A 15277-nucleotide genomic window follows, 5' to 3' on the forward strand; every position below is an offset into this window, starting at 1 on the left:
AGGCAGCGCAAATGTTGAATGTGCCGGCGCCTTCGCGAGCAAGCTCGCTCCCACAGGGATTGGGGTGTGGATCAAGATATTTGCTTCACCCTCGAACCACTGTGGGAGCGTGGCTTGCCCGCGAAAGCGGTGGGTCAGGCAGCGCAGATGTTGAATGTGCCGACGCCTTCGCGAGCAAGCTCGCTCCCATAGGGATGGGGTTTGGGTCGGGATGCGTGGCCTTACCGCAGGACCATTGTAGGAGTGAGCCTGCTCGCGATTGCGGTGGGTCTGGCGACACGGATGTCAACTGGGCTGACGCTATCGCGAGCAGGCTCACTCCTACAGGGATCGGGATGTGGGGTGGCTCGGGGTTTACTCGGTAATCTTCGAGAAGTTGCGGTAGAACATGTCACCCTCGCGGCTATCCGTCATCGAGTGTAGCTGGAAGCTGCGATTGAGCCTGGCGCCGCCGTCACGGGTCAGCGGGGCCCAGACCAGGTTGGCGCGGCGCATGGTCGACATGCTCATCATTTCGTCGAACGGGATCGACAGGTAGATGCCCTTGTCGAAACTACCCTCCCCGTACTCGGCGCTGCCAGCCGTGGTGATCGTCGCCCAGGCGCCGAAGCGCACGCCGTTGAAGAACTCGCGAGAGATGTCCAGCGTGCCGCCCCAGTCGCCGGCCAGATAACGACCGACGCTGACCGCCGCCAACGTGTCGTACGGCAAGTCGGTGTAGCCGGTGATGTGCCCGGTCCAGACTGAGTAATCGCGCAGGCCGAAACCCTGGTCGAACTCGCGCTGACGCACGTAGTTCAGATCCGCCCCCACCGACCAGCGCTCACCGGTCGGACGGAACAGCACCTCACCGCCGACGCCGGCAAACATCGACTCCAGATAGCCGCCGTAGACCATGCCATACAGGTCCTTGTCCAACTGCTCGGCGTGGCTGACCTGGAACAACGGCATGGTCACTTCCGAGGTGGTCAGGTACTGACGCAAATCGGTGCGCACCCGCGGCAGGCCGCTCGGTGCATCGTAGGTGAACTTGTCGAAGTTGTTCACCAGGTTGGCACTGAGCAGGCCGTTCCACCAGGTGTTGCGGTTGAAGCGGTACTCGGCGTCCGCATCGGCGCTGAATTGATAGAGCAAACCATCCGGGCCGCCAACGTTCTGCTTGAAGCCGAGGCCGACGCCGTAATTGAAGTGCTGCGGCGCTTCGCTGTAGAGGGTTTTCTCGTTGTGCGGCATCGCCGGGTTGATCTCGGTGGTGCGGTGCAGCGACTCCAGCGGCTCCTCGTTGTTGATCACTTCGCGGAAGGTCTGGCGTGGCACGCTGGTCTCTTCCAGCGGCAGGTCGTAGCGTTTGTTGACCACGGTGAACCAGTTGATGTCGTCGTTCACGCTGTTATCGAGAATCCGGCTCGCGCGGCCAACGGCCTTCGACGAATGGAAGTAACGCTGCTGCTCGCCGTAGACGATCAGCTCGGAATCACGCTGGCTGATGCGCTCGACCTTGTAGCCGGCATTTTGCTGCAGACGTTGCGACACGTCGGCCCAATTGACCTGTTCCATCGGCGTGGTCGGCATCTTCGCCGGCAGCGGCTCAGGCGTTGGATCGTAGGACTTGGCCGGTGCCTTGCGGCTGACAAAATTGGTGTGGAAGGTGATGCCGAACATCGCCGTGTTGCCCCGCTCCCACGCCGCGCTGACGTCCACCGAATCGGCCACCTTGAACACCGCGCCGAAGTTGATCGGCGAGTCCTGCTTGATCACGTTGTCCTTGGGCTCGTGCTTGTAGTCGTTGCCTTCGTATTCGAGCTTCAGGCTGAGTCGATCCCACGGCGTCTGGTAGCTGACGCCACCGAAGAACGAAGGTTTGCCACGGAAGTACGAACCCGCGTTGACGTCACCGGTGCCTTCCAGGGCCGGACGGGTCTTGAAGCGATCGTCAAGGTAACCCAACGGATTGTCGAGGTCGCCGCGATTACCCAGATAACCCCAGGCAATGCCGGCGCTGAAATCGAAATTATCAAAGCGTTTGTTGGCGACGAAATATTCGCTAGCGAACAAACCGGTACCGCCAATGTCTCGGAAGCCCAGAGCGACATCGGGCGCCCAGTGAGTTTCCTGCCACAGCCGGACTTTGGCGTCGACCGCCTTGTCCTTATAGCTCTGGCTGCCGCTCATCGACTCCGGCCCGTACGGGCGGTTGGTGATCGCGGTGTAGCGGAACGAACCTTCGAGCCAGTCCAGTGGCTGCAACGACACGCTGTAGCGGCTGTAAGGCTCGGTGCGGTTGGCGTTGACGCTCAGCTCGCCGGCCGGGGCCATGCGCGCGGTCGGGGTCTGCAACAGACCGGTGCCACCGAAATCATTTTGGGTAATACGCGGCTCGGCATGCACCAGACCGCACGGCAATAACAACACAGCTGCAAAACGTAACTTCAACGAACCACCTCAGCCAGCTGCGTGGCAATCAATTCGGCCAACTGCTGATTCAGTTCAGGAACAGGCGGATCCAGATCATCATTCTTCACCGGCACCAGAATCTTGCTGCCGGCCACGGGGAACTGCCCGCTCTCGCGATTCCAGTGCGCGATACCCACGCGCCGCACCGCACCATTGGGCTGGATCAGCCACAGGTAATCGGCCTCGGCATCGTCCAGCGGCGTACAGCTTTCCAGGTACTCACGCGCCTCCAGCAGCGGCTGATAAGGCAGGTGGCAGGTCTCTGCAACCGCGCCCAACACTTGCACCTCGTCGACCCGTTTCGGGTAGATCAGGCGATCGCCATCGTCGAGACGAATGTTGCGTGCGAAACCGACTTCCACCGCGACCGGATCGAGGTCCGCGACCTGACGCCCGGTGACCGGCATCTGCCGCACCTGTTCGGCCAGGCGCAGCGCCAGCGCCGCGCGACTCGGGCGGTCAAACAACGAGGCCATGCGCTGCAACACATCGAGATCGAACAACACCCCGGCCTTGAGCCGCGCCTGCTGTTCCAGCAACGACTGGCGCAGCAACTCGCCGGCCAGCCAGTAACCTTCGGCATTCGGTACGGCCACGCTGATCACGTCGAGCAAGCGCCCGCCCGGCGGCAATTCCACCGGCCCCGGGTTGGCGACATCGCCGCTGACCGTGACCGCTGCCTGACCGATGCCACTGAGCAACAGCAAACCTGCCGATAACATCCGTAAGCGCTTCACGGCAGATGCCTGCGATCAGGGGTCAGTTGCACGATGCGCACGCGCAGTTGCGTGGTCAGTTGCTGCTCGCTCTGCAGGATGAAACCATCCAGCGGATCGACCCAGTAATGGTTGGTCGCGCGCAGGCCGATCGCCGGGACGTCGATACGTTCGTCGACACGCAGCACGGTGTATTCCTTGTCGAGAATTTGCAGGGTTTGCGTGGATCGGCGGGAGAACCGGCTGTTGACGATCAAGCCGACTTCCTGGCCCTTGTACAGGTCGATCCAGCGCTGACTGGTGAAGCCATCGGCGACTTGATGCAGGCCGCGCTTGAACGGCGCGTCGTCGGCCAGCCGCGTACCGTCCAGGTCGCCCTCGACACCGAGGCCGATGGTGCGCACGGCGAGGCCATCGCGCAGCAGCAACACCTGTTTGCCGGAGGCGACCCAGAACTGCAGGTCTTCACGCTCGCGCACCAGCGCCAGCACCCCGGAGCCGGACGGTGTGGTCAGTTTGACTTGCGGATACTTGACCTCGGCCACCTGCGCCGCACTCACGTCCAGTTCGTCCGGGCCGATCACCGCCGACTTTAGGTTGCGCACCGAAGCGGTCATCAGCGGGTTACAGCCACACAACATCAAGGCCGCCATCAGGCAGACGCCAACTTTCAAGGTTTTCACGGTCGGCCTTATTTGCTGTTGTTACTGAATTCGCTCCAGTTCTTCGCAGCGGAAGCCCCGGTCCCGACAATCGATGCCGACGGCACCAGTTGGCTGATAAAGCGGTTCCAGCGCGTGACGTTGGCCGGGCCGACGTACACCACATCCTGGGGACGCACTTCAAAGTGCGAAGCGAGTGCCATTGAGGTCGGCGACTGAGCTTCCAGTTGATAGATTTTCGCCGGCTCGACATCGAGGTTTTCCACCCCGCGAATCACGTACACCGCGTTGCCGTTGGAGGTGGTCTGACTCAAGCCGCCGACCGAACCGAGCACGTCGGAGAGGTTCATCGTCGCAGTCTTGAAACTCAGCGCACGGGGCTGATTGACCTCACCCATGACGTAGATGCGCTTGTTGTCGTTGTACGGCAGATACAGCTGATCGCCGCCCTTGAGGAAGACGTGCTGCAACTCGGAATCCTGCTGGTTCAGCGAGTCGAGATTGAGCGGATACACCCGGCCATTGCGAGTCAGCAACAAGCCCGACAGGTCGGCGTTGTTGGTGTCGATGCCGGCAGTACCGAGGGCCTCGACCACGCTCAACGGGTTGGTGGAAATCGGCTGTGGTCCGGCCTTGGCCACGGCGCCGGAAACCACCACTTTCTGACTGGCGAAACGCAGCACCGCGACATCCACTTGCGGCTCGGCGATGAACGCCGACAGGCGGGATTCGATGTCCGAGCGCAATTGTTGAATAGTCTTGCCGGCCGCCTGCACTTCCTTGATGAACGGGTAGTACAGCGTGCCATCGGAGCGCACCAGTCGACCGTTGGCGTCGATCTGCTGTTGTGCCCCCGATGGCGCGGTCAGCTCCGGGTGATCCCAGACCGTGATGTACAGCACATCGTTGCTGCCAATGCGGTATTCGGCAGGCGTGGCCAACAGTTCCGCCGGCACCGTCTCACGCTTCTGTGTGGCGCGAGTCATCGAGATCAGCTTGGGCGTGATCGGAATCAGCTCGACCCGACTGCTTTCGCTGGCGCCCTGGCGCGTGATGTCGCCGGTGCTCAGGTATTGGCCGGGGGAGAACATGCAACCTTGCAAAGCGATACTTGCCAACAGCAAAAGAGAAAAACTACGAGTCATAATGGCACTACGCTATTCAAGGGCGAATCTAAAAATAAAGTCACCCGACTTGCGTCGGGCGACCCTGTACTGCACTAACAAATGTTCCTGTTAGTTGTGCGTGCCGGTGGTGCCGGTAGTACCGGTGGTGCCAGTGGTACCGCCGTTGGCACTTCCGCCGCTGTTGGACGCCGCGACTGCACTGGCAACCATTGCAGTACTGGCAGCAGGCGCTGTAGAAGCCGCCACACTGCCAGATACATTGGTCACCGCAGTTAGCGGCGCTTCAGCAGCGGACGCCCAGTTGCTCAACATCGTCAACAGGGCAATCGCCATCACTTTTTTCATATCAACTCCTTTCTAACATTCGACCTGTTAAAAAACGGTCTTTGTTAGCGGTGGTAGCGTTCAAGCCCGCAAAAAGCGCGAACAAGATCCGTCGTTCTTTCACAGTCTTACCCAACTGATAAAAGTCGAACGGCAGGTTTATATCTACGGACTTGCAAAAGGCATTTCCAGCGTATTTTCCCGACGATATCTAACAGCTGACCGAAACTAACATTCAGTATTAGAACGACATCATTCGAGATAACCGCGCGGATGATTCGATTGCCAGCGCCAGGTATCAGTGACCATGTCCTGCAAACTGCGCGTGGCTTTCCAGCCAAGCTCTTTCGCGGCTTTGGAAGCGTCGGCCCAGCTCTCGGCAATGTCCCCGCTGCGACGTGGCATCACCCGGTACGGCACGGGTCGTCCGCTGGCTTGTTCGAAGGCATGCAGCACTTGCATCACGCTGTAGCCGTCGCCGGTACCGAGGTTCCAGGTATGGATGCCCGGGCGGTCGGCAATCGATTGCAGAGCTTTGAGATGGCCATCGGCGAGGTCGACAACGTGAATATAATCGCGCACCCCGGTGCCGTCGATCGTCGGGTAATCGTCGCCGAAAATCGATAACTCCTGCAGGCTGCCGACCGCAACCTGGCTGATGTAAGGCAACAGGTTGTTGGGGATGCCGCTGGGGTCTTCGCCCATATGCCCGCTGTGATGCGCACCGATCGGGTTGAAGTAACGCAGCAAGGCGATGCTCCAGCGTGGCTCGGCCTGACTCAGGTCGCGCAGCACGTTCTCGACGATCAGCTTGGACTGACCATAAGGGTTAGTCGGAATGCCGGTGGGGAAATCTTCGCGGATCGGCATCTGCTCAGGTTCGCCGTACACCGTCGCCGACGAGCTGAACACCAGCCGGAACACCCCGGCCGCCGCCATCGCCTGACACAGCGTGATGCTGCCACCGACGTTGTTCTCGTAGTAATCCAGCGGCTTGCGCACGCTCTCGCCGACGGCCTTGAGCCCGGCAAAATGCAGCACCGCGTCGATCGCATGCTCGCGGAAAATCCGGTCGAGCAACGCCCGGTCGCAGACATCGCCGCGAATCATCAACGCGCTTTTGCCGCAGATACCTTCTATCGCGTGCAATGCCGCATCGCTGCTGTTGCAAAGATTATCCAGTACAACAACTTCATAACCTGCTTCAAGCAGCGCAAGTGTGGTGTGCGAGCCGATATAGCCGGCGCCACCCGTTACCAGAATCTTCATAGCGCGGTCCGTCATTGGATAAGTGACAAGTAGTCTGTCAAGTCCCTTTCATTGAATCTGTGGCGCACCACACAAATAAGGACGACAACAGCCTTAAACAAAATTAGTTCAACCACTGGCAATAAATATTTTTGCAGGTCAAACTGTATTGCCCGGTACTTATTAGCACCCCAAGTACACTCATCACTATCAACAGATACCGACTAAGAATAACTAATAACGTTATTACCGACATCTCATAACATTGTCATGTTTTACCCCCTGCGCTAATTGCCATTAACAACCTGACTCAGGTATTAAAGTACTCGTTCAATAATCATTGAAACTTGTGCGCCTTGATCAGTGCGCGCATCCGTTGCCTGTGTTCCATGACTGTCCAGGATACTTTTATGATTCGTAAATGTTTGTTCCCCGCTGCCGGTTACGGCACGCGTTTCTTGCCGGCGACCAAAGCCATGCCGAAAGAGATGCTGCCGATCGTCAACAAGCCGTTGATCGAATACGCCGTTGAAGAAGCACGGGACGCCGGCCTGCAACACATGGCCATCGTCACCGGTCGGGGCAAGCGTGCGCTGGAAGACCACTTCGACATCAGCTACGAACTCGAACACCAGATCCGCGGCACCGAGAAAGAGAAATTCCTCGCCGGCACCCGCGAGTTGATCGACACCTGCACCTTCTCCTACACCCGTCAGGTGGAAATGAAGGGCTTGGGACACGCGATTCTCAGCGGCCGCCCATTGATCGGCGATGAACCCTTCGCCGTGGTGCTGGCCGATGACCTGTGCCTGAACCTGGAAGGTGACGGCGTGCTGTCGCAGATGATTCAGCTGTACAAGAAATTCCGCTGCTCGATCGTCGCCATCCAGGAAGTCCCGGCCGACCAGACCCACAAGTACGGGGTGATCGCCGGCGAACTGATTTCCGATGGCATCTACCGGATCAATAACATGGTGGAAAAACCGGCACCGCAGGACGCGCCGTCGAACCTGGCGATCATCGGTCGCTACATCCTGACGCCGGACATCTTCGACCTGATCGCCGACACCCAACCGGGCAAGGGCGGCGAGATCCAGATCACCGACGCACTGATGAAACAGGCGCAGAACGGTTGCGTGCTGGCCTACAAGTTCAAGGGCCTGCGCTTCGACTGCGGCGACGCCGAGGGTTACCTGCAGGCGACCAACTTCTGCTACGACAACGTCTACCTCAAAGGCCGCTGAGACGGTCCCCGCCCACTTCTCTTTTCAGGAGGCAACCCATGAACATGGCACAGCATGCAGCAGAGATTGAACGGGAGGTGGGCAACCTCGGGGTGGTCAGCTGGCTGCCACGCCATCAGCCGTTGCCCAGCGCCAACGAGTCGTGGCTGGGCAGCATTCTGCTGGTGGAACGCATCGGCATGTTTCCGGCGTCCGGCGACATTCGCCGAGCACTGGCGGATCCCTATCCCCTGCTCGCCCATCTGAAACAACTGTATGCCGAGCAGGCGCTGGAAATGGACGACCGCGATGGCCTGAAAGTGATCTTCAGCGACTGGCGCTTCCGCGTACGCCTGTGCTGCAACGAGCCGGCGATCATCATCAATGTCGAGACGCGGTGTGCCACGCAACTGATGCCGCAGAAGACTGCGGAGCTCCTGAGCCAGATCGAACAATTCGAATAGCATACTGCCCCTTGTAGGAGCTGCCGAAGGCTGCGATCTTTTGATTTTAAGAGCAAGATCAAAAGATCGCAGCGTGCCGCAGCTCCTACAGGGGTTTTGTGGTGTCGCAACTGGCTGTGTTGATGCCACTGACGATCCAGCGATAGAAGTAATCGGCGATTACTTTTCCACCTGTAGCGGGTTGCGGATGAATCTTGTCCGGGCCGATCATCGCTGCTGCATAGCGTTTGACGTCAGGGCCGAACGCGCATTGCAGATTGGCAAAACCAAGCTGCTGCTCATGCGCCCACGGCTGCAAGACCTGTGCATACGCCGACATCGGATAGGCGCTGGAACGCGTGGTGTCCTGACGCATGATCAGGTTGATGCTCGCCGCCGGCTGGATCTCGCGGATCATTGCCACCAGCCCCTGAACGTTGTGCAGGTACTGCTCGGGTTTGACCCCGAAGCCCTGATCGTTGCCGCCGAGCATGATCAGGTAAACGTCGGCGGGGATCTTCGACACGGCGGCTTTCCATTGCACCTGCCATTGCGGATCTTGGTGATAAAAGTCAGCGGAAGCCGCTCCGGAGGCCGCCAGTTTCGAAACCCGCACGCCGTTCTGGTCGTTACTCAGCCACAGGCCGAACAAGGTCGGTGCGCCCTTCACCACTTCCAGTTTGAACGACCAGTCTGCCGCTGAAGAGAGACCTGAAAGCGGTACTTCCTGAACGCCCGAACCCTTGAGCGTCAACGGTTGCCAGTCTTCCGAGGGCGTCCAGCGGTAGCGCAGCTCGCTTGGCTCGCCGTTGCCCAGATAGAGCAATTTCGCCTGGGTGACTTGGGTGTCGATGGCCGGTGTCGGGCTGGCATCGATTTGCAGCCAGGCACCGGGCGTGCCGGTCACCGTGCGGCTGTCGGGGCTGGCCTGACCGAGACCGGAAACCTGCCAGCCACCACCGAAGTACTTTTCGCTGCTGCGGGTGTATTTGAAATGCGTGCCCCCCAGCGCCGCGCCGTGGTTGAAACCGACGTAACCGGGACCGGCAAAACCAACTTCGCCGGCCACGCGCTGTACCAGTTTGTTCAGGTAGAAATCCTGCCCGGCGCTGTAGCTGTCGCCGATCACCGAGACCGACAAGACCTTCCCGGCCTTGCCTTCGCGCCACTGCGCAAAGCGCTCGCGGGCATCGCCCACCTCCACCACCGACGCTGCGACCGGCTGAGCGTCATTGACTGCCAACATGCATTATTTCCTTCAGTCTGGAATGGCCCCTTCGCGAGCAGAGGTTGAGGTCATCCGCTAAATCCTTGTACACCCAAATCCTGTGGGAGCTGGCTTGCCAGCGATGCGGTGGGTCAGGCGAATAAGCTTCATCTGATCGGTCCCCATCGCTGGCAAGCCAGCTCCCACAGGGATGATGTGAGTTCCGGAGATCCTTGCTGGCGAAGCTTTTCAGCTTCTGGCCGGCACCACCGGCGTGACGCTCGCCGCCGGTTTTTTCTTCGCCGCGCGCTCCCCGAGAAACAGCACCGAAGTGACATTGAAGCGGCTGAAAATCATCGACAGCACCACCGGCCCCAACAGACCGAACAGCAGTCCACTGAGCACCAGAATGCTTTCGTCTTTCACCCCCAGCCGCCCCATGACAAACCGCGAAGTCGCCGCAAACAACACATGGAACAGGAAGATCGCGTAAGAGTAGCCGCCCAGCCAGGTCAGCCACTTCGAGCGCATGTCACTCGACAGCAAAGCAATGCAGGACACGCAACCCACGGTCAACCCGATCAGGCTGCGGCGGTCAACGATCAACTCACGATCAATCGCCGCCACGTACAGCAGCGTCAGCGCGATCAGCACAAACACCAGCGGCCCGATCACCTTGAATCGCTGCTTCAACGCCTCGACATTTTCCTGGCCGATCATCCCCGCCACAAAAAACGGCAACAGATAAATCGCGCCATTGATGCCGAACGCATCGAGCTTGAACGGCGGCAACAGAAACACTGCCGCGGCGAAGGCGAACAGCAGATACAAACGCGTCATCGAGCGCAGCATCCCGCGCCATTCCAGCAGGCCGACGAACATGAAAATGATGAACACCGCCTGCAGGAACCAGAAGTGGTTGACCGGCACCCAGAACGACAGCAACGCATCAATCACGCCGACGTCCTTGTTCACCCCCGGCCCCACCGCCTGCAACACCGAGAACGGCACGCCGACGCAAAACAGCGGCACGATCAGCCGTCGCACCTTGCCGCTGAAGAATGCGGAAAAGTCATTGCCGCGAATTTTGTAGATCGAATAGATGTAGCCGGAAATGAAGGTGAACAGCGGCATGCGCACATACACCATCGAGTCGGCGATCACCCGGAACGGCGAGCCGATATCGATCTTCAAGCCCCCGCCCAACGGGCCGATGACGTGATAGAGCACCAGCAGCAGGCACGCCAGACCCCGCAGGGTTTCGATCTCCAGCGATTTTTTCTTGCTCGACATAAACACCTGCCTCAATTCAGAACTCGTGATTCAACCCGCACCGGTTTGTTCGCGCGCAACATCAAGCCCAGACCGACGAACAACACCGGCACCACCATGGAAAAGTGCCGGGCGAAGGAGCCGAAGTCCGGCTCGAACAAACCCTGCACCAGCAGGAACGCCAGCGGAACCGCGATCAGTTCCTTGGGTTTGGTCTCGATCGGCGCGCCTTTGTAATCGGTGGAGGTGATGACTTTGAACAGCAGCAGCGCGGTCATGATCATCAGCGCCACGAAAATCACCTGGCCCGGCCCGGACAGCAGAATCAGCTCCACCGGGAACGACAACCGGAAGAAAATGATCATCGAGTCCAGCGCCTGAGAGACGAAGTCGCTGCCGCTGAGCCACGACACGATCAGCGATTTCGAACCCTCCTCCCCCGCCGTGCGCAGCTCGTTGTTGCTGGCGCGAATCGATGACACCGGAAAACCCAGCGCCAGCTGGATCGCCATGGCCACCGCCAGATAAAACAGGAACAGCATCAGGAAAAAGGTGAAGCGCGACACGTACTTTTTCATCACGCAGACGCCGACCCACGACAGCGAAAACAGAATCCAGTAAGGCCGGATCAGTACGCCGTAAATCACCGCCGAGAGAAAAAAACCGCCGCGATATTTGCGCGTGAGCGAGCTGAACAAGATGCTCAGTACCGCCACCGAAACGATGATTTCCTTGGTCAGGTTTTCCAGAAAAAACGAACGCACAATCCCCCACAGACACAGGGTGCCGAAGATCGCCAGCGGCATGCGCCGGAACACCACCACCGGAATCGCCGTGAGGAAGAAGTTGCAGAACATCCCGTAGGCCCAGGCGTTGGTCAGGTTGATCCCGGTGGGCCGCAGCAGGAAGGCCGAACACTCGTAGGAGGAGCGGTCCGGCGAGAACGGGTTCCAGAAATTGCAGTTGTCGGCCCGCGCATAGGAGGACCACAACGTCATCGCATCCGGCCCCGGATCGCGCGGGATCAGCAGCGGCATCGCCACCGACAGGAACAACCCGGTGAACAGAATCAGGAACGACAGCGAGGAATCGAGTCTGCGGCCGCGAAACTCGATGCACGGCAACTTCAACCCCATGCCAGCGCCCCTTTGGCACGGGTCGCCCGAGTCAACACGGCGATCACCCCGAGCTGCACGATGATCGCGAAGACATTGCCCCACGCCGCGCCGTAAATCGAATAGTGCTTGATCAGCAGATAACTGACCGGCACCGACACCAGCAGGCAGATCGCCGCGCTGGCGAATGACACCCGACTGTTTTTCGAAGCGATCAGACCACCCCAGACGATGTCGCCGATGGCCCGCAAGGCAAAGGAAAAAATCAGCACGCCGAGGATCGCGTTGTCCGGACGCGGCACACTGGTGGCGACGTAATCGAGCACCACGTTGAAGAACAGATAGATCAGCACCGCCACCGCCGCCGACACCACTAACGAGCGCATCACCCATTTGTTGACGAACAACTGCCGGACGGTGAACGCCTGCTGATCCGCCTGAAACCGCTTGGCCAACACCGGAATGCCGACCACCGCCACCACCGCGTAGGACAGCGCCTGCAAGGTGTTGGCCGCCGACCATGCGTACACGTATTTACCGAGGCTGGCGTAGGGTTCGAGGTCGGCAATCAGAAAGCGCTCGGCGTACTGACTCAGCGCGATCAAGCCCGTGCCGAAGTAGAACGGCAGGCCGGCCTTCCACACGGTCGCGGTAGTCAGTGCTTCGCTGACCCGGCCCTTGTGCACGTTCACCACGATCAGATAACCGGCGACGATCACCAGCACGTTGGCGGCCACCCACAACCACAGCACACTGGCGATGCCGGACACCCAGTCGAGCATCATCCCGCCCACCGCCAGCAACGCCCACAGGCCGGTCTTGATGAAAAACAGCAGCGCTCCCGCCGTGGCTTTCTGTGCGGAAAACACGAACGAGTTGATCTCGAACGACAGGTGTTCGGTGAGCAGCACCAGCGTCACGCAGAGGATCAGTGCGGTGCTCGCCTCGACCTGCTGGAACAGCGAGTAAATCCCCACCGTTGCCAGCGACAGAAGCAGCCCCACCGCCATGTACAGCAGCAGGACTTTGTCGACCACCCGCCGCGAGCTGCCGCCGACGCTGATCAACCGATTGATCTCGGAACTGAAACCAACGCTGTAGAACTTCGAAGCGATCAGCGATGCCGCGACCACCACGCCATAAAACCCGAGCGCTTCGTAGCCCAGGTAATGGGTGATGGCCAACACCAGCAGAAACTTCGCGCCCAAGGCTCCGCCGCGCAGCAGCAAGCGAAATATCATCGAACGACGCCTTTGATGATCTCGTCCATCATCACCGTCTTGGCTTCGATTTCGCGACAAGTGTCGGTCAGGCGCTTGCCGAAGTTCGACAGCGCGTTCGGCGCGTACACGGTGTCGATGATGGTGTCGACATTGATGTCGCCGCCATTGATCACCCAGTCTTCCACACCCATGTCCTGATAGGCGCCAAAGCCTTTGCGCTCATAGCTGATGTGGTACGCCGGGACACCGGACAGCAGCGATTCGATGGCGCCGTGCAGGCGCACCGAGATCACCAGGTCCGGCTGATACTTGGCAATCGTCGCCTTCAGCGACAGCAGATCTTCGCTGATGCCCAACTCGCGATAGAACGCACCGTCATCGTTGCCGCGAACGGCGCTCTGCACGGCGCAGACCACTTTGCTTTTGTTCTTCAGACGCTGCAGCAGCAACTTCAGGTTGGCGACGTAGGCGACCTTCTTTTCCTTGCTCCACTCCGGCGGCTTGCGCAGCACCACGCACACGGTGGCCGGCGATGCGGCACAGCGGGTGAACTTTGGCTGCTGAAGGATCTTGCTAGCCAACGACTGCACCGCCAGATCCGGCGCACGGTAGACGTTTTCGCAGGCATCGAACATTGCCGAGGAGCGGTTATCGCGCACGAACACCGCGTCGGCGCTGGCGTAGTGCTCGACAATCTTGCCGCTCTCGCCATGGAACGGACCGATGCTTTGCGGCAGGTACACCGACGGCACTTTGCTGAGGATCGCCGTTTCCAGTTGCTTGGCGTGGCCGAGTTTCAGCTTGATGTGTTCGAAGGCGCTTTTCGAGCGCATGTAGCCGCCACCGACACCGACGATCAGATCGGTCTTGCGCAGCAGATCCGCCAGCCCGGCATACGACTGGTTGAGGAACACCGCCTGCTTGACCCGCCCCAGGCCCTTGGCCGCCATCACCGGCGCGTCGAAACGCGGGTGCGGCAGGTAATCGAAAGACTGCGGATCGGACGCGACGACATTGATCGCGGTGTCTTCGCCAAAGTTGCGCTGCACCAACGCGATGGCCAGATCGACGAGCAGGCCGTCACCGGAGTTGGAGGCACTGTAGCCATGCAAAATCGTTACGTTCATAAGCTGAGTTCTACTTAATAAGTGGGAGCGCAATACACGTCGTAGGTCTGGCGGATCATCAGCGTGGCACTGAAGCGCTCGCGCACGATGTTCCGGCCTTCGCTGCCGAGGTCGAGCAACCGCGGCTTCTGGATTCGCGCCAGCACGTCGGCCAGCGCCTGATGATCACCGGTGGGGAAGACGTAGCCGGACACTTCATGGGTGACCAGTTCGGGCAGTGACGTGCAGTTGCTGGCGATCACCGGCAAACCCATGGCCATGCCTTCCAGCGGCACCATGGCGAAGCCTTCCCAGCGGCTCGGAACGATCAGCGCGTCGGCCTGTTGGTACAGCGCCTGTACTTCGGCCGGCGTGACCCACGGCAGGTACTCGACCGCGTCCATCTCGGGGCACTCGACCGTGTCCTCGTTGACCGCACTGCCAACTACCGTCAGCTTCAGATCGTTGCGCTGCACCTTGGCGAAGGCTTTGAGCAATACGTCGAAGCCTTTCTGGTAGTCGAGGCGACCGACAAACAGCAGATGAATCGGCGCGGGGCTCTCGGCCTTCGGCGCTTCGTCTCGCTGGTGGATGCCGTTGTAGATCAGCTTCATGCGCGAGCGCTGAATACCGAACCGTGCGGCCTTGTCCATCTCGTAGCGGCTGACGCAGATAATCACGTCGGTGACTCTCTGCAGGACCCGCTCGATCCATGCGTAGATCTTCTGTTTGGTCGGCGAGCTTTCCATCAGGAACGAAAAGGCGTGCGGGCAGTAGACAATTTTCGGCTTGCGCCACGGTCGCAGAAGCACACAGACCACACGGCCGATCACCCCGGAAAAGGTGCTGTGCAGATGCACCACGTCGGGTTTTTCCTTGAGCATCACTCGGGTCAGTTGCCAGGCAAATCGCAGCAGCGAACGCACATCCCGCCCGCTGCGTTCGAACGTGCGAATCTGCTGTGCATCGATGCCGTGCAGCTCTTGTTTCTGGTCGAGCGGCACCAGATAGACCAGCTCGTAATTCGAATCCTGGCCTTCGGGGGAAGCCGAGATGGTGCGGATAACGGTGGCGACCCCACCTTTTATCGTTTCAGCCACGTGCAGTATTTTCTTCACAACCCACCCACTTTCATGCCTGTTGGAACGTCCCTGAAT

General features: G+C 59.7%; 14 protein-coding genes. 2 read left to right on the forward strand and 12 right to left on the reverse strand.

What is annotated here, in order from left to right; all coding sequences use genetic code 11:
* Positions 1 to 354: 354 nt before the first annotated feature.
* From ACIP8I_RS12770 to galE, 6 genes are all read right to left on the reverse strand, one after another.
* Positions 355 to 2433, reverse strand: a complete 2079-nt coding sequence (locus tag ACIP8I_RS12770; protein WP_400761485.1) for a YjbH domain-containing protein — start codon at positions 2431 to 2433, stop codon at positions 355 to 357.
* A complete protein-coding gene (locus tag ACIP8I_RS12775) occupies positions 2430 to 3191 on the reverse strand; it encodes a capsule biosynthesis GfcC family protein (RefSeq protein ID WP_367085175.1) in 762 nt (253 codons plus the stop codon). Before ACIP8I_RS12775 ends, ACIP8I_RS12770 begins: the two co-directional genes overlap by 4 nt.
* Positions 3188 to 3853: a YjbF family lipoprotein gene (locus ACIP8I_RS12780; RefSeq protein ID WP_247269289.1), complete on the reverse strand. Its 666-nt coding sequence runs from the start codon at positions 3851 to 3853 to the stop codon at positions 3188 to 3190. The genes ACIP8I_RS12775 and ACIP8I_RS12780 overlap by 4 nt, the downstream gene beginning before the upstream one ends.
* 8 nt (positions 3854 to 3861) lie before the next feature.
* Complete coding sequence (locus tag ACIP8I_RS12785) at positions 3862 to 4923, reverse strand: polysaccharide biosynthesis/export family protein (RefSeq protein ID WP_007968243.1); 1062 nt, start codon at positions 4921 to 4923, stop codon at positions 3862 to 3864.
* 144 nt (positions 4924 to 5067) lie between these two features.
* A complete protein-coding gene (locus ACIP8I_RS12790) occupies positions 5068 to 5304 on the reverse strand; it encodes a hypothetical protein (RefSeq protein WP_003226528.1) in 237 nt (78 codons plus the stop codon).
* 231 nt (positions 5305 to 5535) lie between these two features.
* Positions 5536 to 6552 (reverse strand): UDP-glucose 4-epimerase GalE, encoded by a 1017-nt coding sequence (galE, locus tag ACIP8I_RS12795; RefSeq protein ID WP_210559161.1) that lies wholly within the window; start codon positions 6550 to 6552, stop codon positions 5536 to 5538.
* A gap of 389 nt (positions 6553 to 6941) precedes the next feature.
* Here galE and galU point away from each other — a divergent pair, with 389 nt between their 5' ends.
* The gene (galU, locus tag ACIP8I_RS12800; protein WP_400761490.1) at positions 6942 to 7775 is read left to right on the forward strand and encodes a UTP--glucose-1-phosphate uridylyltransferase GalU; all 834 of its coding nucleotides are present in this window, start codon (positions 6942 to 6944) and stop codon (positions 7773 to 7775) included.
* 38 nt (positions 7776 to 7813) lie between these two features.
* Positions 7814 to 8218, forward strand: coding sequence for a mannose-1-phosphate guanylyltransferase (locus tag ACIP8I_RS12805; protein ID WP_400761493.1), 405 nt, complete (start codon positions 7814 to 7816; stop codon positions 8216 to 8218).
* Between the two features lie 85 nt (positions 8219 to 8303).
* Here the strand turns inward: ACIP8I_RS12805 and ACIP8I_RS12810 are convergent, their stop codons facing one another.
* The 6 genes from ACIP8I_RS12810 to ACIP8I_RS12835 form a co-directional block, all read right to left on the reverse strand.
* A complete protein-coding gene (locus ACIP8I_RS12810; protein WP_400761496.1) occupies positions 8304 to 9443 on the reverse strand; it encodes an SGNH/GDSL hydrolase family protein in 1140 nt (379 codons plus the stop codon).
* 210 nt (positions 9444 to 9653) lie between these two features.
* Entirely contained in the window at positions 9654 to 10697 is a 1044-nt protein-coding gene (locus ACIP8I_RS12815) for an acyltransferase family protein (RefSeq protein WP_400761498.1), read from the reverse strand.
* An 11-nt stretch (positions 10698 to 10708) separates the two neighbouring features.
* Positions 10709 to 11812 carry a hypothetical protein gene (locus ACIP8I_RS12820; RefSeq protein ID WP_400761501.1) on the reverse strand — a complete coding sequence of 368 codons (1104 nt, stop codon included), beginning with the start codon at positions 11810 to 11812 and terminating at the stop codon, positions 10709 to 10711.
* Positions 11803 to 13032, reverse strand: a complete 1230-nt coding sequence (locus ACIP8I_RS12825) for a polysaccharide biosynthesis C-terminal domain-containing protein (protein WP_400761504.1) — start codon at positions 13030 to 13032, stop codon at positions 11803 to 11805. Before ACIP8I_RS12825 ends, ACIP8I_RS12820 begins: the two co-directional genes overlap by 10 nt.
* Entirely contained in the window at positions 13029 to 14141 is a 1113-nt protein-coding gene (locus ACIP8I_RS12830; protein WP_400761507.1) for a polysaccharide pyruvyl transferase family protein, read from the reverse strand. Before ACIP8I_RS12830 ends, ACIP8I_RS12825 begins: the two co-directional genes overlap by 4 nt.
* Before the next feature lie 14 nt (positions 14142 to 14155).
* Positions 14156 to 15238 (reverse strand): glycosyltransferase, encoded by a 1083-nt coding sequence (locus ACIP8I_RS12835; RefSeq protein ID WP_400761509.1) that lies wholly within the window; start codon positions 15236 to 15238, stop codon positions 14156 to 14158.
* Positions 15239 to 15277 lie beyond the last annotated feature (39 nt).

Source organism: Pseudomonas sp. NPDC088414, from assembly GCF_044753325.1.
Taxonomy (GTDB): Bacteria; Pseudomonadota; Gammaproteobacteria; order Pseudomonadales; family Pseudomonadaceae; genus Aquipseudomonas.